Source organism: Rhizobium sp. O111 (assembly GCF_055616315.1).
Map to the genome: position 1 here is coordinate 3,769,666 of NZ_JBSHXL010000001.1, position 26,453 is coordinate 3,796,118.

Annotated in this window: 21 protein-coding genes; 10 read left to right on the plus strand and 11 right to left on the minus strand. The window is 63.4% G+C overall.

Annotated features, from left to right (window positions below; translation table 11 throughout):
- Together ACVTFQ_RS18815 and ACVTFQ_RS18820 are read left to right on the plus strand one after the other, a co-directional pair.
- Window positions 1–540, plus strand: a complete 540-nt coding sequence (locus tag ACVTFQ_RS18815; RefSeq protein ID WP_111563141.1) for a GrpB family protein — start codon at window positions 1–3, stop codon at window positions 538–540.
- Window positions 541–1,334: 794 nt separating this feature from the next.
- Entirely contained in the window at window positions 1,335–1,880 is a 546-nt protein-coding gene (locus tag ACVTFQ_RS18820) for an AAA family ATPase (protein ID WP_111563142.1), read from the plus strand.
- A gap of 42 nt (window positions 1,881–1,922) precedes the next feature.
- Here ACVTFQ_RS18820 and ACVTFQ_RS18825 read toward each other — a convergent pair whose 3' ends face one another.
- Window positions 1,923–2,960 (minus strand): SDR family oxidoreductase, encoded by a 1,038-nt coding sequence (locus tag ACVTFQ_RS18825; protein WP_112436452.1) that lies wholly within the window; start codon window positions 2,958–2,960, stop codon window positions 1,923–1,925.
- Between the two features lie 121 nt (window positions 2,961–3,081).
- Between ACVTFQ_RS18825 and ACVTFQ_RS18830 the strand changes: the two genes are divergently transcribed.
- Complete coding sequence (locus ACVTFQ_RS18830) at window positions 3,082–4,053, plus strand: AraC family transcriptional regulator (protein ID WP_470423920.1); 972 nt, start codon at window positions 3,082–3,084, stop codon at window positions 4,051–4,053.
- Between the two features lie 74 nt (window positions 4,054–4,127).
- Here the strand turns inward: ACVTFQ_RS18830 and ACVTFQ_RS18835 are convergent, their stop codons facing one another.
- Window positions 4,128–5,498: an MATE family efflux transporter gene (locus tag ACVTFQ_RS18835; protein ID WP_111563144.1), complete on the minus strand. Its 1,371-nt coding sequence runs from the start codon at window positions 5,496–5,498 to the stop codon at window positions 4,128–4,130.
- Window positions 5,499–6,025: 527 nt separating this feature from the next.
- Between ACVTFQ_RS18835 and ACVTFQ_RS18840 the strand changes: the two genes are divergently transcribed.
- Window positions 6,026–6,862, plus strand: coding sequence for an SDR family NAD(P)-dependent oxidoreductase (locus ACVTFQ_RS18840; RefSeq protein WP_111563145.1), 837 nt, complete (start codon window positions 6,026–6,028; stop codon window positions 6,860–6,862).
- A 166-nt stretch (window positions 6,863–7,028) separates the two neighbouring features.
- Here ACVTFQ_RS18840 and ACVTFQ_RS18845 read toward each other — a convergent pair whose 3' ends face one another.
- Window positions 7,029–9,731 (minus strand): DNA translocase FtsK, encoded by a 2,703-nt coding sequence (locus ACVTFQ_RS18845; RefSeq protein ID WP_111563146.1) that lies wholly within the window; start codon window positions 9,729–9,731, stop codon window positions 7,029–7,031.
- A gap of 273 nt (window positions 9,732–10,004) precedes the next feature.
- The gene (polA, locus tag ACVTFQ_RS18850) at window positions 10,005–13,004 is read right to left on the minus strand and encodes a DNA polymerase I (protein ID WP_111563147.1); all 3,000 of its coding nucleotides are present in this window, start codon (window positions 13,002–13,004) and stop codon (window positions 10,005–10,007) included.
- A gap of 160 nt (window positions 13,005–13,164) precedes the next feature.
- On the opposite strand from polA, the gene ACVTFQ_RS18855 reads away from it, so the two are divergent.
- Together ACVTFQ_RS18855 and ACVTFQ_RS18860 are read left to right on the plus strand one after the other, a co-directional pair.
- Complete coding sequence (locus ACVTFQ_RS18855; protein ID WP_111563148.1) at window positions 13,165–13,626, plus strand: hypothetical protein; 462 nt, start codon at window positions 13,165–13,167, stop codon at window positions 13,624–13,626.
- Between the two features lie 366 nt (window positions 13,627–13,992).
- Window positions 13,993–14,409, plus strand: coding sequence for a MarR family winged helix-turn-helix transcriptional regulator (locus ACVTFQ_RS18860; RefSeq protein WP_111563149.1), 417 nt, complete (start codon window positions 13,993–13,995; stop codon window positions 14,407–14,409).
- A 50-nt stretch (window positions 14,410–14,459) separates the two neighbouring features.
- On the opposite strand, the gene ACVTFQ_RS18865 is transcribed toward ACVTFQ_RS18860, so the two are convergent.
- The 4 genes from ACVTFQ_RS18865 to ACVTFQ_RS18880 all read right to left on the minus strand — a co-directional run bounded on the left by ACVTFQ_RS18865 (window position 14,460) and on the right by ACVTFQ_RS18880 (window position 17,312).
- Window positions 14,460–14,861, minus strand: coding sequence for a hypothetical protein (locus tag ACVTFQ_RS18865; RefSeq protein WP_018899252.1), 402 nt, complete (start codon window positions 14,859–14,861; stop codon window positions 14,460–14,462).
- A 145-nt stretch (window positions 14,862–15,006) separates the two neighbouring features.
- On the minus strand, window positions 15,007–16,263 hold the full coding sequence (locus ACVTFQ_RS18870) for a sensor domain-containing diguanylate cyclase (protein ID WP_111563150.1): 1,257 nt from the start codon (window positions 16,261–16,263) through the stop codon (window positions 15,007–15,009).
- Between the two features lie 112 nt (window positions 16,264–16,375).
- Window positions 16,376–16,837, minus strand: coding sequence for a cupin domain-containing protein (locus tag ACVTFQ_RS18875; protein ID WP_112436455.1), 462 nt, complete (start codon window positions 16,835–16,837; stop codon window positions 16,376–16,378).
- Between the two features lie 52 nt (window positions 16,838–16,889).
- Entirely contained in the window at window positions 16,890–17,312 is a 423-nt protein-coding gene (locus tag ACVTFQ_RS18880; protein ID WP_111563152.1) for a DUF1801 domain-containing protein, read from the minus strand.
- A 135-nt stretch (window positions 17,313–17,447) separates the two neighbouring features.
- Between ACVTFQ_RS18880 and ACVTFQ_RS18885 the strand changes: the two genes are divergently transcribed.
- The gene (locus ACVTFQ_RS18885) at window positions 17,448–18,698 is read left to right on the plus strand and encodes a D-arabinono-1,4-lactone oxidase (protein WP_111563153.1); all 1,251 of its coding nucleotides are present in this window, start codon (window positions 17,448–17,450) and stop codon (window positions 18,696–18,698) included.
- A gap of 110 nt (window positions 18,699–18,808) precedes the next feature.
- Entirely contained in the window at window positions 18,809–19,291 is a 483-nt protein-coding gene (gene greA / locus ACVTFQ_RS18890; RefSeq protein WP_111563154.1) for a transcription elongation factor GreA, read from the plus strand.
- Here greA and ACVTFQ_RS18895 read toward each other — a convergent pair.
- Both ACVTFQ_RS18895 and ACVTFQ_RS18900 read right to left on the minus strand, forming a co-directional pair.
- The gene (locus ACVTFQ_RS18895; RefSeq protein WP_111563155.1) at window positions 19,275–19,811 is read right to left on the minus strand and encodes a ribonuclease H family protein; all 537 of its coding nucleotides are present in this window, start codon (window positions 19,809–19,811) and stop codon (window positions 19,275–19,277) included. The two genes, greA and ACVTFQ_RS18895, sit on opposite strands and share 17 nt — an antisense overlap.
- Before the next feature lie 88 nt (window positions 19,812–19,899).
- Window positions 19,900–22,290 (minus strand): bifunctional diguanylate cyclase/phosphodiesterase, encoded by a 2,391-nt coding sequence (locus ACVTFQ_RS18900; RefSeq protein WP_111563156.1) that lies wholly within the window; start codon window positions 22,288–22,290, stop codon window positions 19,900–19,902.
- Between the two features lie 194 nt (window positions 22,291–22,484).
- On the opposite strand from ACVTFQ_RS18900, the gene ACVTFQ_RS18905 reads away from it, so the two are divergent.
- Both ACVTFQ_RS18905 and ACVTFQ_RS18910 read left to right on the plus strand, forming a co-directional pair.
- Window positions 22,485–23,870 (plus strand): dipeptidase, encoded by a 1,386-nt coding sequence (locus ACVTFQ_RS18905; protein ID WP_111563260.1) that lies wholly within the window; start codon window positions 22,485–22,487, stop codon window positions 23,868–23,870.
- A 478-nt stretch (window positions 23,871–24,348) separates the two neighbouring features.
- Window positions 24,349–25,221: an SH3 domain-containing protein gene (locus ACVTFQ_RS18910; protein WP_181459275.1), complete on the plus strand. Its 873-nt coding sequence runs from the start codon at window positions 24,349–24,351 to the stop codon at window positions 25,219–25,221.
- A 150-nt stretch (window positions 25,222–25,371) separates the two neighbouring features.
- On the opposite strand, the gene mbfA is transcribed toward ACVTFQ_RS18910, so the two are convergent.
- Window positions 25,372–26,355: an iron exporter MbfA gene (mbfA, locus tag ACVTFQ_RS18915; protein WP_111563158.1), complete on the minus strand. Its 984-nt coding sequence runs from the start codon at window positions 26,353–26,355 to the stop codon at window positions 25,372–25,374.
- Between the last annotated feature and the right edge of the window lie 98 nt (window positions 26,356–26,453).

Below are 26,453 nucleotides of genomic sequence, written 5' to 3' on the forward strand. Positions count from 1 at the left end.
ATGCGGCCGATCCGGCCAAATCGACCAATCCGGGTTGTCGAGTATGATCCGCGTTGGCCCTCGTTCTTCCAGGCAGCGCGCGACGAACTCCTGTCGCTCGCGCCCGGCCTCATCCTTACTGTCGAACACATCGGCAGCACCGCCGTCCCCGGCCTCGCCGCCAAGCCGAAAATCGACCTCGACGCCGTTCTGATCGACGCGGAAGCTGTCGCCACCTTGGCCGATAAACTCGCACTCTCCGGCTTCCGCGCCCACGGCGACCCGCATGGCGACGGCCGCCTGCCATTCACCCGCGAGCATGAAGATTACGGCCTGCGCCTCTACCTCTGCCTCGAGGCCAACCCCGCCCACCACGACCGCCTCCTCTTCCGCGATCACCTGCGCCTCCACCCGGACCGCGCCGCCGAATACCAGACGCTGAAGCAGCGCCTCGCCGAAGAAGCCGCCGGCGACTGGGACCACTACACCGGCGGCAAGAGCGCCTTCGTAGCCGAGACGCTCCGCCGCGCCGAGGCCGAGAGATCAGCCTCACGGGGATAATTTTATTGCGCGGCGAAAGAAATCGCCGCGATATCAGCCGCTTGGGAATTTCGTCGTCCCCACTCATCCCCGCCGCAATCATCGCTCCCATACTGATAGCGTCATTGGACAGGGAGCCGGGTCGCGAACCGGATCTAACACATCAGGGCGCGAGCCCGGCGTCCGGTGATGGTTGTTGAAAGGTGGATGATCGGGTCGTCAGGACTTCCCATCCATCCGGAAGCGAAAGGCCGAGAGACGCTCCTGTCGGCCTGGATATCCGGAAGCCTCGATATGATCGGGCAGGCGATATTGCCTGACAATCCTATTTTATACCGACCGTTGCCTGCCCATTCCCTGCCTGCCATGCCGTCGCGGAGAGCTATCCGGCGCGGGGTTTTGTGGTGTGTGGTTGGCGCTCCGCCTGCTGCCGCTTTTTATTGAGGTCTTACCGTGAGATACCCCCCTCTGCCCTGCCGGGCATCTCCCCCACAGGTGGGGAGATTGGCTGGGCGCAACCGCTCGCTCCACCTTCATTGGTTGGCGAGACCTCACCACGAGTCGATCTCCCTCCTTGTGGGGGAGATGTCCGGCAGGACAGAGGGGGGGTACTCCACGGCACGCCGCCAACGATCGACCGGCAGAAGCCCCAAGTTGAACCTGGAATGAGCAGCCCAATCCCAACACACCGCTTTGCACCAAGCTCCAATCTCACTGTCGAAAATATGATAGAATTCTGCGCTAGAAGCGCGCCACTGGCATCGTCATGCGTGTGCCTCGCCAACAATACCTATGATCTATCCAATGAGAGCAAAATGGGCGTCAGAAACGTTCTGATCGAAGGCGTGTCCGGCACGGGCAAGACCTCGGTTGCGTCAGGCTTGCAGCAGCGCGGCTATCACGTCGTCCATGGAGACCGAGAGCTAGCCTATAAAGGCGATCCGGTGACAGGCGAGCCCCTAAGCGATGCCGCGCGGCCGCGGGGTGCGGCTGATGTCGCCTTCGGTCACCGGCACCATCTCTGGGACATCGACAAGGTGAAAACCCTGGTCGCTGACCAAAGCAATGCGATCTCCTTCTTCTGCGGCGGCTCCCGAAATTTCGATGGTTTCATCGATCTCTTCGACCACGTTTTCGTCCTCGAGATCGATGCGGACACGCTGATGAAGCGACTGGCAACGAGGCCCGACGACGAATTCGGCGCAAGCCCCGCCGAACAGCAACTTGTCCTGCGGCTGCACGCGACCAAGGAAGACATACCGTCCGCCGCCACAGTCATCGACGCCACCGCGCCGCTTGCCTCCGTCATCGACGACATCCTGGCGAGATGCGCCGAAAGGGCCCAAGCATCGAAGCGGTGATGGGGCTCACCCGAGGCGAGGCGTAACGCCGACTCTAATCCCCTACACCAACCCAAGCCGAACCAAGCTCTCGGCGCAGGCAACGATCGCCTCCTCCCGCGAGCGTGGTGCCCAGCCGAGCAGGCGCTCGGCCTTCTTGCCCGTCGCGTTCATGTCGTAGTTGAGGAGCGGCACCACCGCCTTCAGCTGCGCATTCGTCTCGCCGGCGATGCGCACCTGCTCGTCGGGCCAGACATCGGCCGAGACCTTGGCCGCCGCATCACCCAACCTTTGTCGCAGCAGCTTCGCGACCTCGACCATCCATAGGCTGTCGCCGACGGTGGCGAGGAAGCGCTCGCCCTTGGCGGCGGGGTCGGTCATGGCGCGTAGGTGCAGGTCCGCCACATCGCGCACGTCGACGCAGCAGGAGTTGACGTTCACGCAGCCCGGCTGCCCCTTCAGCATGTTGGCGATCAGCCGGATCGAGTGCGAATAGTCGGCGCCGAGAACCGGGCCGTAGACCGCGACCGGGTTGACCGCCGAAAGCTCCATGCCCTGGCCCTCGCGGGCTATGAAGTCCCAGGCGGCGCGCTCCGACAGCGTCTTCGACTTCTGGTAGGGCGCGACATTGCCTTCAAGGTTGCTCCAGTCGGTCTCGTCGAACGGCCGCCGGTGGTCCGGCCCGTGGCCGACGCCGATGGCGCCGAAGGCCGACGTCAGCACCACCCGCCTGACGCCGGCATCGCGTGCCGCGCGCAGCACCCTGAGATTGCCGTTGACGGCGGGCTCGATCCAGTCCTCCTCGCGCGTCTGGTCGCCGGATGGGGTCGGCGAGGCGCCGTGCATCACGTAAGTGCAGCCGGCCACCGCTTCCGCCCACCCGTTGTCGTGATCGAGATCGGCGATCGCGAAGGACAGCCGGTCACCGGCATCGACACCGCCGGCCTTCAGGTGCGCCCGCACCTCGTCCTCCCGCCCGGGTGAACGGATTGTGGTGCGCACGCGATAACCGTCTTGCAGCAGCGCCAGCATGCAATATTGCGCGATGAACCCGGTGCCGCCGGTGACGAGAACGAGCGTGTCTTTATTGTCAGTCGTCATAACCTACCTCATGCTTATGCCGCCGCATCGGATCGCGGCGAACTTGATGACGGAAAGGTAGGCAGCCGGGTTCGTACTGTGAATGCTTGAAAATCCGCATGACTTGCGCGATAGTTCGATAATGCTGGCTGATCCCTTCTCCGATGTCCTGAGCCTGACGAAAGCCGAGGCGATCGTCACCGGCGGCTTTACCGCTGGCGGCCCGTGGTCGATCGCCTTTCCGGGGCGCGACAAGATCAAGTTCTTTGCGGTCGTGAAGGGCGGCTGCTGGGTCACGCTGGAGGGCGAGGCGGAGCCGATCCGCTTCGAGGAAGGCGATGTCGGCCTGCTCGCGAAGAAGCGCAGCTTTGTTCTCTCCAGCGATCCCGCGCTTCAGCCAGTCGACGCCATGAGCATCTTCACGGGCACGGGACGGCGGCTGGTGACGCTGGGCGACGGCAAAGATTTCGCCCATATCGGTGGCCACGTCGCGCTCGATCCGCTGAGGGGCGGCCTGCTGTCGGATATCCTGCCCACCTGGATCCACACCCGCGCCGCCTCGCCGCAGGCCGCCATCTTCCGCTGGCTTCTCGACCGGCTGATCGAGGAGCGCGATATCGGCCAGCCGGGGGCGGCGCTTGCCTCCGCGCAGCTGACCCAGCTGCTCTTCATCGAGATCCTGCGCTCGCACTTAAGCGCCGCCGACCGCATGCCCGCCGGCTGGCTGAAGGCGCTGGCGGAACCCAGGATCGCGCCGGCGCTTCGCCTGATGCACGGCGAACCCGCGCGCGTCTGGCACCTGGAGGAACTCGCCAGCGCCTGCGCCATGTCGCGCACCTCCTTTGCCGTCCATTTCAAGTCCGTCTCGGGTATCGCCCCGCTCTCCTATCTCACGGAATGGCGCATGCGCCTTGCCGAACGGGCGCTGCGCGAAGCCCGCACCCCCATCGCCTCCGTCGCCCGCTCGCTCGGCTACACCTCCGAAAGCGCTTTCAGCAACGCCTTCAAGCGGGCGAATGGGAGGTCTCCATCGGCCTATCGGGTGGCGGTGAATGGGCTGGATGCCGGCGATGAGGGTGAGTTGGCATCGCGCGATCCGGCATTTGCGGGCTGATCGCCCCGGCATTTTCGCAGGAGCCGCCGCCAGGTGCCTCCTGCGCTTTCATGACCGGCCGGCGGTGGGCTCCATCACCCCTGTCTCATCCGCTCTCCGCCGCGCATCGCGACCGCGCCGAGAACCACCGCAGCGATCGCCACGGTCAAGCCGTCGGCGATCGGGAAGGCGAACCAGATGGCCGTTCGGTCGAGGAAAGCGGCAATGACGATGATGGCGACCGGAACAAGCACGAAGGACTTCATCAGCGTCAGAAGCCCGGCCTGTAGAGGCCGGCCGATCGCCTGGAAGTAAAGCGCAAGCACCAGCACCGGTCCCGAAAACAGATAGAGCGCCGCCATCGGCTTGAGAATCCTGGCGACCTCCTCGATGACACCGGCGTCGGCGATGAAGGCGGAGGCGATCATTTCGCCTTGTGTCAGAAGCAGCAGCTCGACGGCGGCGCCGTAGATGAAGGCGGTTACCGCGGCGATCCGCAGAACCTGGTCGGCGCGATCCCAGCGCCCGGCTCCGACATTGTTGCCGACGATGCTCTGCATGGCGAGTGCTGCGGCCATCGGCGGCAGGAAGGCGAAACCGAGGATGCGCGTGATGATGCCATAGGCCGCGATCGCCTGCGAATGGCCTTCGCCTGACGACGGCAGCGCAAGAACTACGCAGGTTGCCGTAAGCGCCATGCCCAGGAAGGTGAGACTGACGGGAGCGCCGAGTGCGGCGATCTTCCCCCATTGCCCATACCACGCGTTCCGCCGCAGACCGCCGAGCGGCATCATCTCCCGAGACCGCCGCCGGCCCTCGACGAGGAGAGCAAGACCCGCCCCCTGCGCCAGCACGGTGCTCAACGCCGACCCCGCAACGCCCATCGCAAGCGGTACGATCAGGATGTAGTTGAAGAGGATGTTGATCGATGTCACGCCAAGCGACATCAGCGCCATGCTGCCCGCCCGGCCTTCGTTGCGCCAGGCATCCGCATGGATACCCAGCAGGAACTGCAGCGGCGTGCCGAAAAGAGTGATCATCAGGAACACCCAAGCCATCCTGGCAACCGGCTCCGCAGCTCCCGCCATCCGCGTCGCAAAGGTCCAGCCGCCGGCGAGGAAGAGCAGGATCAGCGCCAGGCCGATCGTGATCGCCAGGCCATGCGCCCGGGCAAACGTCGCGCCCGCCTCTTCGCGCGCACCGGCGCCGAGTTGTCTCGCAAGCAGGCTGGACATGCCGCTGCCGACAAGCGTCGAAAGCGCAATAGTGAGCAGCAGAACGGGAAACGCGACACTGATGGCCGCTATTGCCTCTTCCCCGACAAAGCGTCCAAGAAAGGCGGCATCGACGATGCCGAGCAGGCCGTTCATCGTCATGATGGCCACCATCGGCAAGGCGGTCGTGGCAAAGATCCGGCCCATGGGCGCGGTCAGGAATCGATTGTCGGGTGATTGTCTCGCAGACATCACACACTCCTCATATGAGGCATTTCGATTGAGGAGGGAGCCTGCATTGCCACCAACGAAATGCTTCGAGGGTGAGATGATATCGACGTCGAGCTTTTACCGTGACTTGCGTCCGCAGGCGGCAGGCACTCGAAACCTGTATCGGATCAATCATTTTGGTGTTGATCTGTCAATTCGAAAACCGGCGGATGGCGGAGTGGCGGTAGGTGGAGATGGGTTTGTAAGAGGAAATGTGAGGACTGGGGTGCCCTTCGCCTGCCGCTCAGGGCGTCGCTCCCGCTCCACCCCCTCATCGCCTCGCTGTCGCTCCGGCACTTCTCCCCATCGAGGGAGAGGGGGCTGGTGGCAGCCGCTCTGCCTCATCGTGGGCGTTGATTTCAAGCGGCCTCGTGAGTGACAATATCGCTCAAGGCGCCGCCACGAGTCTCTTCTCCCCGACGGGGAGAAGGTGGCGGCAGCCGGATGAGGGGTGCGCAGACGCCGGCGTTTCCACGCTAAGTCATCGACGCTACAGGGGGGAGAAAATCATGAAAGACACCGTCGCACTGGTCACCGGCGCAAGTCGCGGCGTCGGCCGCGGCATCGCGCTTGCGCTGCTCGCCGAGGGTGCCACCGTCCATGTCACGGGCCGAACGCGCCATGAGACCGACATCCAAGGCAAACGCCCAGGCTCCCTCGAAAGCCTCGCCAACGAAGCCGCCACGCTCGCCGGCCGCGTCGTCATTCATCATTGCGACCACGCCAACGACGCCGACACCCACCGTGTCGCCGAAGCGGTCACAGCCGGCGGAAAGCTGGATATCCTCGTGAACAACGCCTGGCCGGGCTACGAAAACATGGTCGAGAATGGCGATTTCACCTGGCCGCGCGCCTTCTGGGAACAGCCTCTGTGGCGCTGGGACGCCATGATCGGCACGGCGCTCAAGGCAGCCTTCCTGATGTCGCGCGCGGTGGCGCCGATGATGGTCGCAAACCGGCGCGGCCTGATCGTCAACATCTCGTTCTGGGCATCGCGCTTTTACGATGGCAACGCCATCTACGGCATCTCCAAGGCCGCAGCCGACAAGATGGCCGCCGATTTCGCCCATGACCTGCGCCCGCACGATGTCGCAGCCGTCTCGCTCTATCCCGGTCTGGTGCGCACCGAAGCGGTGATGGAGAACGCTGCCTATTTCGACCTCTCCAACTCCGAATCCCCTCAGTTCATCGGCCGCGTCATTTCAGGCCTCTGGCGCGATCCGGCGCTGATGTCGAAATCCGGCCAAGCCCTGATCGCAGCCTCACTCGGCCGCGAATACGATATCGCCGACATCGACGGCTACCGGCCCGTTCCGCTGACCGAGGCGGATTTCACAAGGGGCTGAGCCCAAGAGCTAATCCCTGAATCACCGTCATTGTTTGGCGGAGGCCTTTCTACGAGTCGATCTCCCCACTTGTGGGGGAGATGCCGGCAGGCAGAGGGGGGTAAGCCTCGTGACGGGTCCAATCATTCTGCATGTCAGCGGCCACGAGCACCCCCAGCGAGAGACCTCAATCCCCCTCGCCACGCCCATTGACGATCTCGCGCTTGCCCACATGGTTGGCGGGGCCGACCAGCCCTTCCTTCTCCATGCGCTCGACCAGCGAGGCGGCGCGGTTGTAGCCGATGCCGAGGCGGCGCTGGATGTAGGAGGTCGAGCACTTCTTGTCGCGCAGCACCACCTTTACGGCTTTGTCGTAGAGGTCGTTGCCGTCCTCGGCCGCCATGTCGCCCTTGTCGAACACGGCGCTGTCTTCCTCTTCGCCATCTTCCTCTTCGTCGGCCGTGACAGTGTCCAGATATTCCGGCCGTCCCTGCGTCTTCAGATGCGCCACGACCTTCTCGACCTCGGCGTCGGAGACGAACGGACCGTGGACGCGCGAGATGCGGCCGCCGCCCTGCATGTGCAGCATGTCGCCCTGGCCGAGCAGCTGTTCGGCGCCCTGTTCGCCAAGGATCGTGCGGCTGTCGATCTTCGACGTCACCTGGAAGGAGATGCGGGTCGGGAAGTTGGCCTTGATCGTGCCAGTGATGACATCGACGGAGGGACGCTGCGTCGCCATGATCAGGTGGATGCCCGCCGCGCGCGCCATCTGCGCCAGACGCTGGATCGCCCCTTCGATTTCCTTGCCGGCCACCATCATCAGGTCGGCCATCTCGTCGACGATGACGACGATATATGGCATCGGCGTCAGGTCGAGTTCCTGTTGCTCCTCGATCGGCGCCCCGGTGCTGCGGTCGAAGCCGGTCTGCACCATGATGTGGATCGTCTCGCCCTTTTCCTTGGCCTGCGCCACGCGGCTGTTATAGCCGTCGATATTGCGCACGCCGAGGCGCGACATCTTGCGATAGCGCTCTTCCATCTCGCGCACTGCCCACTTCAGCGCCATTACGGCCTTCTTCGGGTCGGTTACGACGGGGGTGAGGAGATGCGGAATGCCGTCATAGATCGACAGTTCCAGCATCTTCGGGTCGATCATGATCAGGCGGCACTGCTCCGGCGTCATCCGGTAGAGCAGCGAGAGGATCATCGTGTTGACGGCGACCGACTTGCCGGAACCGGTGGTGCCGGCAACAAGCAGATGCGGCATCTTCGCAAGCTCAGCGATCACGGGCTCGCCACCGATCGTCTTGCCGAGCCCGAGCGCCAGCTTGTAGCTGCTCTTCTCGAAATCGGCGCTCTCGATCATCTCGCGGAAATAGACGGTTTCGCGCAGCGCGTTCGGCAGTTCGATGCCGATGACATTGCGGCCGGGCACCACGGCAACACGTGCCGAAAGGGCCGACATCGAGCGGGCGATATCGTCGGCAAGGCCGATGACGCGCGAGGATTTGACGCCCGGCGCCGGCTCGAATTCATAGAGCGTGACGACGGGACCGGGGCGCACATGGATGATCTCGCCCTTGATGCCGAAATCTTCCAGAACGCTTTCCAGAAGCCCGGCATTCTGCTCCAGCGCTTCCTGCGACATGATCTCGCCAACGCGTTCCGGCGGCTCCTGCAGCAGCGAGTTGGAGGGGAATTCGTAGCCCGAGGCATCGACCTTGGACGGCACGAACTTGTGCGCCACCATGCGCGCGGCGGGTGCCAGCGGTGCGATCGCCGGCTGCGAGCGAACCGGCATCGGCGCGATCGGCTGCGCTACTGATGGCTGCGGCTCTATGGCGATCGGCTGCACGATCTGCGGGGCAGGGGCGGGCGCCAGCGTCTCGGCGGCAGCTGCCTGCTGCTTCAGCCTGACGGCAAGCGGCTGGCGGATCGGCGCGCGGCCGGTGGTCGGGGCCGGCGCCACGACAACAGGCGCAGCGGTTAAGACGGGCGCGACGATCGGGGCCGCGACGGGAGCGGGGGCAACGGCAACCGGCAGCGGCGCGGCATAGGGAGCGGCGACCACGGGCTGCTTGCCGGGGCGCCATTCCATGATGCGGAACTGGCTGATGATCGAGTGGGGTTCGGAGACCGTCTGCGGCGCGACGATCTGCACCTGCGGTGCGGCCTCCACCGGCTCGACGGGCGCCTCGCCATCCTCGAAGGACATCACTTCCCAGAAGGCGAAGTCGGAGATCGAGGAGAGGTTGGAGGAGGCGTGGAACTGCGCTTCGCCGTCGGTTTCGGAAACGACGATCGCGTTTTCCTCGACGGCGGCGCCATTGGCTGCCGGCTGGTAGACGTCGAAGGGTACGTTGACCACGGGCGCGCCAGGCGTGACCACGGGCGCGCTGGGCGTGACCACGGGCGCGCCAGGCGTGACCACGGGCGCGCGTGGGCTGGCCGGCTGCGACGCATAGGCGTTGCGCAGCGCCTGCTGTTGAACGTGCGGCTGCGGCTGCGTGACGGCCGGCTGCATGGCGGCCTGGCGGGCGACATAGCCCTGGCGCGGCTGCGCGGCAGGCTGCGGCGTCACGACGATCGGCTGGGCCACCGGCGCCATTACCTTTACCGTCACCGGTGCTGCCGCTTGGGCGGGCTGCGGGGCGGGTGTCGCCACCTGGGCAGGCTCCATCACCCGCTGCTGCACCGGCTCGGCCGGCTGCTTGCGCGGGTTGATCTGGCTCTCCGGCGTGCGGGTAAAGCGGACATTCGGCGCCAGCGAAAAGTGATTCTGCCAGATCGGCGGCACCGGCTTCTCGCCGGCCTGTTCCTGCAGCTGTTCGCCCTGGGTGTCGGCGGAAACCTCGCCGGCATCCGTCAGATTGGTTCTAGGAAAGCGCATACGACAGCCACTCACTCATGATTGGTAACTATTATCCTCTTCCGGCTTAGGAAATGAAGGTTAATAAGTTCCTTCTCAGCGCCCTTGCGCGACAGCTACAGCAAGGCGTAAATCGAGTGTTTTCAGTGACTTGCTTGATAAAGAAAATTTTAGCGATTTTTCGACGAGGCGCCCACGCATCGGCCCGAAAATCAAAATCGATTTTCGGAAAGTCCGATGCGTGGATGCATGAGTGACAGCGTCCTTTGTGCCTTCGCGCGAACGCACGGCACTCTAGTGCGCCTCGTCCCAGTTGGTTGCCGCACGCGCATCCACCTTCAGCGGCACACGCATTTCGAGCGCCGGCATGGTGGCGTTTTCCATCACGGAAACGATGACAGGCATGGCTTTGTCGACGTCCTCATCCTCGACCTCGAAGATCAGTTCGTCATGCACCTGCAGCAGCATGCGCACCCGCTCGGAAAGCCCGACCTCTGATAACGCCGGCTCCATCTTGATCATCGCCCGGCGGATCACGTCGGCGGCCGAACCCTGGATCGGCGCATTGATCGCCGCGCGCTCGTTGAAGGCGCGCACCGAGGGGTTGGAGGAGCGAATCTCCGGATAGTTGATTCGCCGCCCGAAGATCGTCTCGACATAGCCCTTGTCGCGCGCCTGCTGCTTGGTGCTGTCCATGTAGTCGCGAATGCCGGGGAAGCGTTCGAAATAGCGCTTGATGTAGTCGCTGGCTTCCGAGCGCTCGATGGAGAGCTGGTTGGCAAGACCGAAGGCCGAGATGCCGTAGATGATGCCGAAGTTGATCGCCTTGGCGCGGCGGCGGACCTCCGACGGCATGCCTTCGACGGGAACGCCGAACATTTCGGACGCCGTCATCGCGTGAATGTCGATCCCATCGGCGAAGGCCTGCGTCAGCTGCGGGATTTCGGCGACATGGGCAAGCACGCGCAGCTCGATCTGGCTGTAGTCGGCCGAAATCAGCTTGTGGCCCGGCGTCGAGATGAAGGCGGTGCGGATCTTGCGGCCTTCGGCAGTGCGAACGGGAATGTTCTGCAGGTTGGGTTCCGACGAGGAAAGCCGCCCCGTCGTCGTCGATGCCAGCGAGTAGGAGGTATGCACCCGCTTCGTCTGAGGGTGCACATAGCCCGGCAGCGCGTCGGTATAGGTGGACTTGAGCTTGGTCAGCTGCCGCCAGTCGACAATCTTGCGCGGCAGCTCCAGCCCGGCCGCCGCCAGATCCTCCAGCACGCTGGCCGAGGTCGACCACTGGCCGGTCTTGGTCTTCGAGCCGCCGGCAAGGCCCATTTTGCCGAACAGGATGTCGCCCAGCTGCTTCGGCGAGCCGATGTTGAAGCGCTCGCCGGCCAGCTGGTAGATCTCGTCCTCCAGCCGCGCCGCACCCTGCGCCAGTTCGCCCGAGAGCCGCGACAGGATCTGCCGGTCGACGGTGATGCCGCGCTCTTCCATATGCGCGAGAACAGGCAGCAGCGGCCGCTCCAGCCGCTCGTAGACGGAGGTCAGCTTCTCGGCCGCCAACCGCGGCTTCAGCACCATCCAGAGCCTGAGCGTCACGTCGGCATCCTCGGCCGCGTAATGCGTGGCGCGGTCGATATCGACGAGATCGAAGGAGATGTTCGACTTGCCGCTGCCGGCCACGTCCTTGTAGGCGATCGGCTTGTGGTTGAGGAACTTCTCCGACAGCGGATCCATGCCATGCGCGCCGGTGCCGGCGTCGAGCACGTAGGAGATCAGCATCGTGTCGTCGAAGTTCTTCGTCTCGACGCCGTAGCGCTTCATCAGCAGGTAGTCGTATTTCAGGTTCTGCGCGACCTTGAGCACCGATTGGTCCTCGAGCAGTGCCTTCAGCCGCGGCAGCGCGTCGCGCATCGGAATCTGGTTCTCGGCCATGCCGCCGCCGAGCAGATCGCCCACGCCGGTCTTGTGGCCGAGCGGCACATAGGCAGCACGGATATTGATACCCGTGGGGCTCTTGGAATTGTCAGCAATCGCCATCGAGAAGCCGACGAGCTCGGCCTGCATCGCATCGAGCGAGGTCGTCTCGGTGTCGAAGCCGATCACGCCGGTCTCGCGCGCATCCGCGATCCACCTGTCGAGCGTCGCGACATCGCGGATCGTCACATAGCGCGAATGGTCGAAGGGCAGGTTGGCGAAGGCGTCGGCCCGCGACTTGGCAAAATCTGATGGCGTGAAGCTGCCTTCGGGCGCGGTGGAGCCGTTTGTCTTAGTGGGAACAGCGACGGCATCGCCGACGACCTCAGGCGTTCCACCGGCAACGGGCGCCGGCTCGGTTACGTCGAGATCCGGCCCATGCGCATTGGCGCCCCACTCGACCGGCACGTCGACGGCGTCGATCGCGCTCGCGTCGCATGCGCAGGCCTCGGCCACGCGCCGCGTCAGGCTGGTGAACTGCATGGCCTTCAGGAAGCCGATGAGCTTCGGTCCGTCCTGCGCCTCGAGAATGAGGTCGGCGACGGCAAGCTCCAGCGGCACGTCGGTGCGGAGCTTCACGAGTTCACGCGACAGCCGCGCCTTGTCGGCATTCTCGATGATCGTCTGCCGGCGCTTCTCCTGCTTGATTTCGGTGGCGCGCTCAAGCAGCGTGTCGAGGTCGCCATATTCGGCAAGCAGCGTCGCCGCCGTCTTCGGGCCGATGCCGGGAATGCCAGGCACGTTGTCGACGGAATCGCCGGTCATCGCCTGCAGGTCGATCATCTTTTCCGGCGGCACGCCCCATTTCTCGATCACGTCGGGGATGCCGATCTGCTTGTCCTTCATGCTGTCGTACATGTGGACGTTGTCGGTGACGAGCTGCATCAGGTCCTTGTCGGAGGAGACGATCGTCACGTCGGCGCCGAGCGCTTCCGCCTGCCGGGCATAGGTGGCGATGATGTCGTCGGCCTCGAAACCCTCGGTCTCGATGCATGGCAGGTTGAAGGCCCGCGTCGCCTGGCGGATCAGCCCGAACTGCGGGATCAGCTCTTCCGGTGGCGCCGAGCGGTTGGCCTTGTAGGCGTCATAGAGATCCTTGCGGAAGGTCTTCGACGAATAGTCGAAGATGACGGCCAGATGCGTCGGCGTCACGCCCACCGACGTATCGCGGGCCTCGGTCAGGAGCTTCCACAGCATGTTGCAGAAACCCGAGACGGCGCCGACGGGCAGCCCGTCGGATTTGCGCGTCAGCGGCGGCAGGGCATGGAAGGCTCGAAAGATGAATCCGGAGCCGTCGACAAGAAAGAGATGATCGCCTTTTTTCATGGCAGCATGGATAGCGCGCCGGCCCTGCGAGGTCCATATAAAGTTAGGGTGCCGGCGCGTTGCGCACATGCTTGGGAAGTGCTGGAAAACGCGCGGAAACGGCCATAACCCCTCAATAGCTGCGGCTTGTTTCAGGCGTTTTTCGCCCGTACATTAGGCGATGGCCAAAGGGAGTCCGAAATGTCTGGAGAACCTGAATCGCAGCGATATTTTTTTCAATCAGCTCTCGATGTTGATCGACGGCATGAAGGGGTTGAACAATCAGATCGGTCGGCAGGTCGAGGCGGTGGGTCGGTACGACAAGGAGTTCGCGAAGATCAGGATAGAGATCGGCGGAATGAAGTCCGAGCTCGGGCAAATCAAAATAGACCTGAACCAGTTTCGTTCCCGCGTTGATCTTCAGATGGAAGCGATCTTGCGTCGATTGGATCTGCAGGACAGCGTCATGCATGACAGTGTCGATCATATTCGGGAACTCCGCTCCGACAGCCTGCGCCAGTACAACGAAGTCATCAACGCCGTGCAGGACAGTTATCAAAACCGGATGTCCGTCAACGATATCGAGGAGCGCCTCGCCGAACTCGAACGCCTCATCGGCCCGCGCCTGCCGCCCGCCGCGTGAGTCTCGCACAAGTCGCTCACCGGACTGTTACCAAAATGTAATAGTCAATTCTTTTCTTTCCCTTGAAAAGCCACATTCGGAACTACAAATAAATATCACCGACGCGACATTGATCACGTCGAGGGTCTGATTGCCGGCTCGTCCCCCGCCGCATTGGACTTGGACAAAGGCCTCATCCCCTCTCCGGGCCTTTGTCCCCTATTTGAAGCCGCCATAGCCTTACCTCCAGGCTATGGCGGCTTTGTTTTTCTGCACTATCTCCAGCTGTATGAATATGAATGCCTGTCTTTCAAAGCATCGCATACGATTTGTTGCATTGCTCGTGGCTGGGTTTTGCGCCTAACTGAAAAAATGGGAACGGAACGAATGGACTCGGGAGCCTATCTCGCCAGTCAGCTGGCCAAGGGCTTTGCCCGCTCGCTGCAGCAGCGCGCGGCAAGGTTGGGTTTTTCGCCGGGTCAGTTTCCGATTCTGCTGGAGCTTTGGGCCGAAGACGGGCTGACGCAGAAGCAGCTGCTCGCCCGTGTCGATATCGAGCAGGCGACCATGGCCAACACACTGTCGCGCATGGAGCGCGATGGCCTGATCGAGCGCCGCCCGCACCCGTCGGACAAGCGCGCCCAGCTGGTGTTCCTCACCGACCGCGCGAAAATGATGGAAAACGATGCGGTTCTCGCCGCCCGCGAGGCCGACCTCGCATTGTTCGATGGCTTCAAGACATTCGAGCGCGAACTGACGCTCGAATACATCCGTCGTTTGCTGGAAAACGCCAAGAAGCTCTGAGGTTTGGGTGTGGTCCCGGCGCGATTAGCACCCGGGATGGGGCCGGCGCCTTATTCGGCGGCGGCGAGGTAGATCTGGTTCTGCGAGGATGCGGCCAGAGCCTGCACGCGCGCTTCGGTCTTGGCGATCAGCTGATAGAACTCGTCCTGCGCTTCGACATCGAGTTGAATGACGGCGTTCACCTCGTCCGGCGTATCGCAGACGCAGGCGATGGCCGATATCGGGCAGATGCCGCCGGGATAACGCTTGCCGTTGCCGGTGTAGGCGCGGCGACCCCAACGCTCGGAATAGACGGTCTCTTCGCGATCGATATGAAGGATCGTGCCCTTGCACGCGGTCACGATGCCGGCCTTGCCATAGGCAAACCAGTGGTAGTTCAATTTCCGCAAGATATACTTGCCGGTGATGTCTTCCCCGGCCAATTCGGCGGGATCTTCAATCATACGGATCATGACGTCTTCCTTAACGTGCACGTAATATCCGATATCTATGTTTCAGCTTCAAGACGAAAAGGTCAGCTTTTGGAGCCACTTAGTCACAAGTTGTTTCGAATTCTTACGAATTTCGCCGCTTTTTCGCCCTTTGAGCGCCATCGGCTCAGCCTCGGAACGCAACTTCCAGGTTTTGCCTGTCCTGCGCGACCACCCGGCAATGCGTCTCGAAGCCTTCGCCCTTGATCATCAGCACGAACTCGGCCGGGATTCCCGTCGAGTTCGAAACCGAGAGTGCGGCGCTGTCGGCGCCAAGCGAGCGGATGGTGCAGTCGATCGTCGAGCGACGGTCGTTGAAGAGGATCGAGCCGGCCTTCAGTACCCGCCGGCGCGCGCCGCTCGGTTGATCCGAGCTGATCGATTGCCAGCAGAGGCAGCGGTTGCGGCCGCTGCGCTTGGCCTCGTACATGGCGGCATCCGCCTGGGCCAGCAGCGTGTCGATCTCCTTGCAGACGATCGACAGCGCCGAAATCCCGAAACTCGCCGTCACCTCAAGCGAACCGAACTCGCCGACGATAGGCTCGGCCGAAATCGCCGCCCGCAGTCTCTCGGCAACGGCGAGTGCGCCCTCGCGGTCGACATTGGGCAGGATGATCGCGAATTCCTCGCCACCAAGGCGGCCGAACAGGTCGCCGCTTCGAAGTACCGAGCGGCAGATCGAAGACACGGCCTTCAGCACCTCGTCGCCGGCCGCGTGGCCATGCGTGTCGTTGACGGTCTTGAAGTGGTCGATGTCCAGCACGATGCAGGCGAGGCTTTTCTGGTTGCGCAGTGCAGCCCCGATCAGCTGGTCCGTCTCTTCCTTGAATGCGCGGCGCGTCAGTCCCTCGGTCAGGCTGTCGGTCGCCGCCGATTGCATTAGTTCGATGCGGTCCATGGCAACGCCGGCGATCTCCTCCAGAACGGTGAGATCCTTGCGCCCGAAGGAGCGCGCCGTGCGATCGATGGCGCAGACGGTTCCGACGGTGTGGCCGCTCTTGGTGCGCAGCGGAACGCCGGCATAGAAGCGGATATGATTTTCACCTGTTACTGCGGGGTGGGCGGCAAAGCGCGGGTCGCGGGTGGCGTCGGGCACGATAACGGCTGTATCGAGGTCCACCACGAAGCGGCAGAAGGAATCCTCGCGCGGCACTTCGCTGTTCGAGAGACCGGAGCAGGCCTTATACCATTGGCGGTGCGCGTCGATCAGCGAAACCAGGCCGATGTCGACGGTGAACACTTCCTTGATCAGCCGAACGATCCGCTCGAAGCCTTCATCGCGCGGCGAATCGAGCAGGTCGAGCTGCTCCAGCGCCGCCAGACGCTCAAGTTCCCGCTGTTTCACATCCGCGGAAGACGTACCGAATGCGCGCGCAACAACCATTGCAAACGTGCTCCCCACTTAAGTCCGTGTAGGAGATGCGTCGCATATAATCATGAACAAATGAATATTAAGCATCCCCGTTTCTCATCGGTGAAGGCCCGGGGCAGGGGTGTTAAGGCTGCGGATAGGGGCTCCCATCCTTGTGAACGAACCGGCCATCTGCGTTGGCGCTCATCATGTCGATGTCGGAACAGGTGGTGAGATCGGCCATGTCCCGCGAGCCGATTTCCAGATAGATCGCCACCGCATCGGACCGGTTGATCAGGTGATGGCCGTTGCCGGTGTTCTTCGGAAACGCCGCGCAATCGCCGGCACGAAGCTGAGTCTCGCCGTCATTCTCGACCAGCACCACCTCGCCCTGAAGCACATAGACGAACTCGTCCTCATGCGAGTGCCAGTGCCGCTGGCTCGACCAGTTGCCCGGCGGCAGGTGCATCAGGTTGATGCCGAAATCGGAAAGCCCGCCGGCGTCACCCAACCGCTGGCGGATCCGCTCGGCGCAGGCCGCCGCATGCGGCTCCGGATAAGGCGAGCCCTTGACGCGGGGCACGGTGGCGACGTCGATCTTCGGCATCAGATTATCCTCCGCAACATGTGTTCGGCGGGTGGCTTGGCTGCCCGCCCGCTCAACCGCCCTTCGGTTTCTTCGTGGTCTTCGTCATGTTCAGCGCGATCGCCGCCCGCACGAGTGCCGTAAGCGCCGGCGCGTCGATCGTGTCTCCTTCGTGAAAGTCGATGGCGCGCCGGGCATTGCCCTCGAGGCTGGCGTTGAACAGGCGGGAGGGATCATCGAGCGATGCGCCCTTGGCGAAGGTCAGTTTCACGGCGGTCTTGTAGGTCTCGCCGGTGCAGATGATGCCGGAACGCTCCCACACAGGAACGCCGCGCCACTTCCACGTCTCGATCACCTCTGGATCGGTATCCCGGATGATCCGCCGCGCATTGGCCAGCATCGCGCCGCGCCAGTCGGTCAGCTCCGCGATCCGCTGGTCGATCAACTGCGACGCATCGGCTTCCTCGCCAACGGCACCCTTCGCCTTCTCCGCCATTCCATCCTCCCCGTCGATAAGCTCATGCGAATACTGCGCAATCTAGGAGATTCGCGGCCGAGGGGAAGAGGGTTTCCTTTGTCTCCGCCTCCGTCGTCGTGCTACCACTCCTGCGGGATTCGAGGAGGTTCACTCATGACGCAGGTGCCTGCCGCCAATTGGGCGGAAAGCTTTCACTATGGTTTCAAGGACTGCCATTATCCGTCCTCGCTCGAGGAAATCAGTGCGATCGTCGCCCGGTCGGCGGCGGTAAAGACGCTCGGCTCGCGCCACTCGTTCAACGCCATCGTCGATGGCAGCTCCGCCATGTCGCTCGAGCGCCTGCCGAACGATCCTGTCGTCGAGAATAATGGCCGCCAGGTCTCGGTCGCCGGTCATTGCACTTACGGCGAGCTGGCGCTCTTCCTGCAGCGCCACCAGCTTGCGATCCACAATCTCGCCTCCCTTCCGCACATCTCGATCGCCGGCGCCATCGCGACCGCGACGCACGGCTCGGGCGACGGCAACGGCAATCTGGCGACGGCGGTCTCCGGCCTCGAATTCGTCGCCGGCGATGGCAGTCTGGTGAAGGTGAAGCGCGGCGACGTCGATTTCGAAGGCATGGTCGTTCATCTGGGGGCGCTCGGCGTCGTTACCCGCGTGACGCTGGATGTCCAGCCGGAATTCCAGGTCGCGCAGCACGTGTATGAGGGGCTGAGCTGGGATGCGCTGCTCGCCAATCTCGATGCCATCATGGCCGCGGCCTATAGCGTCAGCGTCTTCACCCAATGGGGCGAGAAGGCCGGTGCGGTCTGGCTGAAGGAAACGGAAAAGAGCGGCAATCATCCCGATGCCCTGCAGGGCGCGGTCAATGCCGACATCAAGCGCCATCCGATCATCGGCCTCGACGCCGAAAACGCCACCGAACAGCTGGGCGCCTTCGGCCGCTGGTCGGATCGGCTGCCGCATTTCAAGATGGGTTTTACGCCAAGCAGCGGCGCCGAGATTCAGTCTGAATACCACGTGCCCCGCAAGCATGGCGCCGCCGCCGTCGAAGCGCTCTTGTCGATCCGTTCGAAATTCGCGCATCTCGTGCAATCGGGCGAACTCCGCACCGTCGCCGCCGACAGCCTGTGGCTGAGTCCGCAGTTTAATCGCGATACCCTGTCGATCCATTTCACCTGGGTCCGCGACCAGGCGGCGGTCGATGCCGCCGCCGCCGAGATCGAGCAGGCGCTGGCGCCGTTCTCGCCCTTGCCGCACTGGGGCAAGGTCTTCACCCGCCGCCATGTCGGCAGGAACTACGAGAAACTGGCCGACTTCGCCCGCCTGCGCGAACGCATGGACCCGGAGCGCAAGTTCTCCAATCCATGGCTGGAAGAGGTCGTCTTCGGCTCAACGAACTGAACCGGATCGTGCGGCATCTTGCCGGCGTTGGCGCTCGCCGCCGCGCCGGTATATGCTGTTGCGAACAAGCAAGGGACGAAGACGTCCCTGATATCGGTATGGAGTAGAGATTGGCGGTCGCCTTCACCAAGGAAGAAAGCTTCGAAACGGCATCGGAAACGCTCATTCCCGATCGCCCGATCTCGCCGCATCCGAACCTCGTCACCGAGGCCGGGTTGAAGGCGCTGGAGCTCAATCTTAGCCAAGCGCGCGAGGCCTATGAGGCGACGTTGGGGATCGACGACATCAACGAGCGCCGCCGCCAGGGTGCCGCGCCGTTGCGCGATGCGCGCTACTTCGCGGCCCGCCTCGGCACCGCCCAGCTCATGCCCGCGCCTACGTCCAGCGATGCCGTCGCCTTCGGCAGCCTCGTCACCTTCGAGCGCGAGGACGGGCGCGTGCAGACCTATCGCATCGTCGGCGAGGACGAGGCGGATCCGAAGGCGGGATCGATCTCCTACGTCTCGCCGGTGGCGCGTGTGCTGATCGGCAAGGCCGTAGGCGATGTGGTCGATGCCGGCGGTCAGGAACTGGAGATCATCGCGATCGCGTGAGCGGGGCTTTCCCCGCGACCGACAGCCGGCCTTCATCCGCAAGCCTGTCGGCCCGCTCGTTCCCCTCGGTGCCAGCATGGCCCTTGCACCATGAAATGGTGATCGTCGCTGATCCCGAGAGTGCCGCGTCGATCGCCCTCCAGAGATCGGCATCGGCGATGCCACGGCTTCTGAGCCGGCTATTGGCGGTGATCTTCTTGAAACCGTTGTTGCGCCAGATCGGCCGCCACTCGTTGCAGCCCTTCACGGCATAGACCGAATCCGACCAGATCGTCACCACTGCCTCAGCCGCATGAGCATTGATCCATCTCGCAGCCTCCAGAACGGCGGTCGCCTCCATCGCATTGTTGGCCGTCTTGCCAGCTCCGCCGCAGTCGGATGCGATCTCGACGCCATCGCGGTAGACGGCAAAGCCCCAACCGCCATTGCTGGAGCTAGGCTCGCAGCAGCCATCGGTGAAGATCTCAAGCTTGTCGTGAGCATCGATGGCGGTGCGAGCGGTGTCGGGATTATCGGTCATGTCGTCGGCGGAACGTCTGGCAAATCGGCGGGAATGCGCAGTCTATCCGAAACGCCCGGCCTTGTCTTCCGCCCTAGATGATGCCCGCCTACTTCGACGTCGACACCACCTGCGGATAAAGCAGCACTGTCTTCTGCTGCTTCTCATGCGCCGAGAGATAGCTCTCGCGCGCCGCCATCTTCACGCTCGGCTCGATATCTGGTTTGCCGAGAAGCAGCCCCTGCATCTGCTCGCAGCCCTCGTTGGTCACGATCTGGCGCTGCAGTTCCGTTTCCACGCCCTCCGTCACCACCTGTATGCCAAGGCTGTGGCCGAGCCCGATGATGGCGCGCACGATCGAGCGGGCGGCGGCGTCGTGTTCGAGGATGCCGGTAAAGCTGCGGTCGACCTTGATCTTGTCGAAGGGCAGCGCCCTTAGGTTGGAGAGCGAGGAGAAGCCGGTGCCGAAATCGTCCATGACGATGCGGACGCCGAGACCATGCAGCCGCATCAGCGTCGAGATCGTCGCCACCCGGTCACGGATGAAGGCGGCCTCGGTGATTTCAAGCTCCAGCCGCTGCGGCGCAAGCCCGGTCTCGTGCAGAATGGCGGCCACCCGGTCGTAGAGATTGGGCAGCATGAACTGCACCGGCGAGACGTTGACGGCGATCGTCAGCGGCTGCGGCCAGCGCGCCGCCTCGGTGCAGGCCTGACGCAGCACCCATTCGCCGAGCTGCACGATGATGCCGCTCTCCTCGGCTATTCTGATGAAGACGTCGGGCTCGGAGCTTCCATGTCCCGGCCGGTTCCAGCGCATCAGCGCCTCGTAGCCGCTGATGCTGCCGGTGCGGCTGTCGAGGATCGGCTGGTAGTTGACGAAAAGCTGGTTGCGGGTGATCGCGTGGCGCAGCTCGTTTTCGATCTCGCGCCGCGCCTTGACGGCGGCATCCATCTCCGCGTCGAAGAAGCAGGCCTTGCCGCGCCCGGCATGCTTGGCGCGGTAGAGCGCGGTATCGGCGTTGATGCAGAGAAGCTCGCCGGTATCGCCATCGGCGGGGTAGACCGCGATGCCGATGCTGACGCCGACGGCGGTCGGGTCGCGGGCGACGTCCATTTCGGCCGCAACGCCGGCAAGGATCGCGTCGGCAAGGCCGCGCGCGCCATCGGGCTGCGACTTGCCGCTCTGGATGATGGCGAACTCGTCGCCGCCAAGCCGCGCGATGGTGGCGCTGTCGTCGGCCACGCGCTGCAGGATCGCGGAGACCTTGCACAGAAGCCGGTCGCCCTCGGCATGGCCGAACAGGTCGTTGACGGCCTTGAAGCGATCGAGATCGAGATAGAAGACAGCCACCTGCGCGCGCTTGCGCTGCGCCACCTGGATTGCTTGCCTGAGACGCGTGTCGAAGAGAGAGCGGTTCGGAAGCCCGGTCAGCACGTCATGCTGGGCCAGATGCTCGATCATCTGCTCGGCGCGCTTGCGTTCCGTGAGATCGCGCACGGCAAGGATATCGCAGCTGCGGCCGCGATAGATCATCCGCCGGAGCATGAGTTCGACCGGCAGTTCGGTCTCGCCGTGGGTGGTCAGAAGCGTCTCGTGGTGGACGCCGGATTGCAGCCCGCCTGGGGGCAGCAGCAGGAAGTCCGGTTTCTGGCCGCGCAATTCGTTGAGCTGCCAGCCGGACATCTCGAGAAAGCGCTCGTTGGCGTCGAGGATCATTCCCTCGTAAAGCACCAGCAGCCCTTCCATCGTGGCGTTCGCCAGACCCTTGAGGTCGGTGAGGTGGCTCGCCAGGAACACCATGCCAAGCGATGCGAGAATGAGCGCGGTCGAGACCGCCATGACGACACCCGCCAGCGCCTTCGGCTCGACGATGGCTGCCGTCATCTGTCGGCCGGGCTCTGGGATCAGCGTGATGAAGCTCATCGACACGAAATGCGCGGCGGCGATCGCCAGCACCATTGCGGTTGCGGAGAGCAGCACGCGCTTGGAGCCGGATAGCGAACGGAAGATCAGGAAGGCAACGCTCGCGAGCGCTGCGCTGATGACAAGCGCCGAGAGTGTCGCCGTCGCGTTGAAGAGAATGTTGAACTGGCCCTCGACCGCCTGCATGCCCGTGAGGTGCATGGCGGTGATCCCGAGCGCCATCAGCGCGCCGCCCTGCGCGAAGGCGAAGCGGCTGGTGCCCTCGGTGGCAACCAGCAGCGCCAGATAGGAGACGCCGATGGCGATCACAACCGAGAGTGTGGTGAGCCCCAGCCCGTATGCGATCGAATAGCCGCCGTCATAGGCGAGCATGGAAATGAAGTGGGTGGCCCAGATGCCGACGCCGATGGCGAAGGCCGACGCCATGATCCAGTTGCGTTGCTGGGCGCGATCGCATTGCTGCGCTCGGAAGAGCAGCAGCATGGCGGTGAGATTTCCGATGAAACAGACGACGACGGCGGCAATGATCAAGCGCCAGTCATGATTGTCACGAATACAGGCGATCACGGTAAACATCAGCCACCTCCAGCACCAATCTCCGGAAGTTATCAAGCGTCTTCTTAAATAACTATGAATTGCAAATTGCAACTTTTCCCTGCTCTGAACGAATGTTCTCGCAGAGTCTGGCGTGCGCTCGCATTTCGTTTTTCACCTCGAAAGCGCTGATACTTTGGTCTATCGTCCGGCAAAAATTCAAGAAGGAGTCGGAAATGCCTGACCTGATACCGGTTCTCGCGCGCGCGGACCAGAATTTGCCCTCGAGCCTCGACAAGCTGTTCGAGCTGTTGCGGATCAAGTCGATCTCGACCGATCCCGCCTACAAGGATGATTGCCACAAGGCAGCCGAGTGGCTGGTGGCCTATCTCCGCGACATCGGTTTCGACGCCTCGGTGCGGACCACGCCCGGCCATCCCATGGTCGTCGCCCATCACGATGGCGCCAACTCTTCGGCCCCGCATGTGCTCTTCTATGGTCACTATGACGTTCAGCCGGTCGATCCGATCGATCTCTGGGACAACGACCCCTTCGAGCCTTCCGTGCAGGAAGCGGCTGGCCGCAAGATCCTGACCGGCCGCGGCACCGCCGACGACAAGGGCCAGCTGATGACCTTCGTCGAAGCCTGCCGCGCCTATAAGGAAATCAACGGCGCGCTGCCCGTGCGCGTCACGATCCTGTTCGAGGGTGAGGAAGAATCCGGCTCACCATCGCTGAAGCCATTCCTCGAGGCCAATGCCGCCGAGCTCAAGGCCGACTATGCGCTGGTCTGCGATACCAGCATGTGGGACCGCGACACGCCGGCGATCGCAGCCGCCCTGCGCGGCCTCGTCGGTGAAGAAGTGGTCGTCACCGCTGCCGACCGCGATCTGCATTCCGGCCTCTTCGGCGGTGCCGCCGCCAACCCGATCCATATCCTGACGAAGATCCTTGCCGGCCTGCACGACGACACCGGCCGCATCACGCTGGATGGCTTCTATAACGGCGTCGAGGAAACCCCTGAAAACATCAAGGCTTCCTGGGAAACGCTGGGGCTCACCACCGAGGGCTTCCTCGGCGAGGTCGGCCTGTCGGTTCCGTCAGGCGAGAAGGGCCGCTCGGTGCTGGAACTCACCTGGGCCCGCCCGACCGCCGAAGTCAACGGCATCTGGGGCGGCTATACCGGCGAAGGCTTCAAGACCGTGATCGCCGCAAAGGCGTCGGCCAAGGTCTCCTTCCGCCTCGTCGGCACGCAGGACCCGGCCGCCATCCGCGACAGCTTCCGCGCTTACGTGCGCTCGAAACTCCCCGCCGATTGCTCGGTCGAGTTCCACCCGCATGGCGGCTCGCCGGCCATCCATCTCTCCTATGATTCGCCTGTTCTGACGAAAGCAAAGACGGCGCTCTCCGACGAATGGCCAAAGCCCGCCGTCGTCATCGGCATGGGCGGCTCGATCCCGATCGTCGGCGATTTCCAGAAGATGCTCGGCATGGAATCGCTGCTGGTCGGCTTCGGCCTCAGCGACGACCGCATCCATTCTCCCAACGAGAAGTACGAGCTGACGTCCTATCACAAGGGCATCCGCTCCTGGATCCGCATCATGGAAGCGCTGGCGGCGTAATCGGCGTCGATGAAATGAAAAAGGCGCACCGATTTTTAAAGATCGGGGCGCCAGAGGAACAAAAAGGCCGGGTTGAAACCGGCCTTTCGTCATTCGCTTCGCATCAGTGCCAGTACATCCGTGGTCAAAGTGAAAGCGAATATTGCAGTCAGACTGCCCGCGAAAGGTTAACGGAGCGTTAACGATAATCTCGCGACTGTCATGTCGATCAACCGGCGCTCCATGGTGCGGCTTGGCGATCGACGACTGCATCCGATGACCAAGATATCGTGATTGCGCCGCCGCTTTTCAAGGCCCTGGCGCTAGAACCGTTCAAGCTGCGTTCATCAGCGGATGCTATAAGTCATTGAAAGAAAAGTTGAATCACTCTCGCCAAACTTTGGCCGGGAAGCTGTTCACTGTTGTCTTGATAAGGCGATAAGCCCGAAAGTTTTCTGAAGGGGCGGCGTTTCGGCCGCTCTATCTAGGGAGTGCAAGCGTGAAGACCACATTGATGAAGATCACCGCCGTCGCAGCCTTGTTGCTGGCCCCGGTGGCAGCTCAGGCCGCCGAAGGGTTCGCGACCGCCAACGTCAACATGCGCGCCGGCCCGAGCACGCAGTATCCTGCCGTAACCGTCATTCCCGCCGGCGAATCCGTCGAAATCCACGGCTGCCTTGCCGATGTGCCCTGGTGCGATGTCGAGTTCTACAATGGTCGCGGCTGGGTCGCCGGCCGCTATGTGCAGGCGCTCTATCAGCAGCGCCGCGTCTATGTCGATCCGCAATATTACCGCCCGCTCGGCATCCCGACGGTCGTCTTCAGCGTCGGCAATTACTGGGATCGCTACTACCGCGATCGGTCCTTCTACGGCCAGCGCGACCGCTGGCGCCGCAACCCGGTCTATGACCGCCCGGCAGCCGTCCGCCCGCCGCCCGGTCCTGGCTTCGACAATCCAGGCCGCCCGCGCCCTGGTTACGATTACAACCGCCCGGGTTACGACAACAATCGCCCGCGTCCCGGCTTCGACAATGGCCAGCCCAATTTCGACCGTGGCCCCGGTCGCGGTCCCGATTTTGGCCGTGGCCCCGATCCGCGCCAGGACAATGGTGGCCGTCCGGGCCGCCCGCCGCAGTTTGACGATCAGTCCGGCCGCGCCGGCATGCCCGGCCAACCCGGTCAACCGGGCCAGCCCGGCCGGCGTGGCGAGGGTGGCCGAGGCGGCCAGGGAGGACAGGCCGGCCAGCCAGGTCAGCCCGGCCAACCCGGACAGCCGGGCTTCGATCGTGGCCCGGATCGTCGCGACCACGACCGCCGCCGTCCGCCGGTCTGCCAGCCGGGCGACCCCAACTGCGGCCAGAACCAGCAGTAATCAAGCACCTGAAATAAAGAAGAAGGGCGGCCGCAGGGTCGCCCTTTTCCGTTCTTCTGTTCGATATCGCGAAGCGCCCGCTTATCCTTGGCCTATGCCCGTGACAGGCATGGGGGAGGGCGCTTCGGTCGCGGTCTCACGCCGTCCGTGTCAGCCGCTGCCGATCAAGATACCCGCGCCCAGCACCAGTCCGCCGCCGACGACGACCTGGAAGGCGGCGCGCAGGAAGGGGGTTTCCATGAAGCGGTTCTGGATGAAGGCGATGGCCCAGAGTTCGAAGATGGCGATGATGACCGCCAGCGTGGTCGCCGTCCAGAAATCGGAGATCAGGTAGGGCAGCGTGTGGCCGAGGCCGCCGAGCGCCGTCATGACGCCGCAGGAGAGGCCGCGCTTGATGGGCGAGCCACGGCCGGAGATCTTGCCGTCGTCGTGAGCGGCTTCGGTGAAGCCCATGGAGATGCCGGCGCCGACGGAGGCCGAGAGGCCGACGAGGAAGGTCTGCCAGGTATCCTGCGTCGCAAAGGCCGCGGCGAAGATCGGCGCGAGCGTCGAGACGGAGCCATCCATCAGGCCGGCGAGACCGGGCTGCACATAGGTGAGCACGAACTGGCGGCGGTTCTTCTGGTCCTCTTCCTTGCGCACGTCCTCGGGCGTGTGCTTGTCGCCGAGCATGCGGGTGATGTCCTCATGCCCCTGCTCTGCCAGCGCCAGATCGCCGAGCAATTGCCGCGTCGAGGCATCGCTGACGCGGCCGGCGGCCTCGATGTAGAAGCGGTAAGCCTGGTTCTCCATGGCCTCGGCTTCCTGACGGATCTTCTCCAGTGACAGGTTGGCGCGCAGCCAGTCCGGCTTGCGCTCGTAGAAGCCCTCGACATGCTCGCGGCGGATCAGCGTGATGCGCTCGCCGAAGCGCTCACGGTAGAGCGTTATCAGCGAATTGCGGTGGGTGTTCTCGACTTCCGCCATCTCCTCGAAAACCTTGGCCGAAGCCGGATAATCATTGCGCAGGCGGTCGGCATAGGCGAAATAGATGCGCGCGTCGTCTTCCTCGGAGCCGATGGCGAGCGCCAGGATCTCCTGCTCGGACAGGCTGTCGAAAGAACGCTTGGGTGATCTGAAAATACGTTTGAGCATGCTGGCCTCTTTTAGAATAATTCTAAAATAGGCTTCGCATACGCGGCGGTCAAGCCCGCGGCGCGGTCGCGGGAGGCTGATGTGCATGTTCCGCCGAG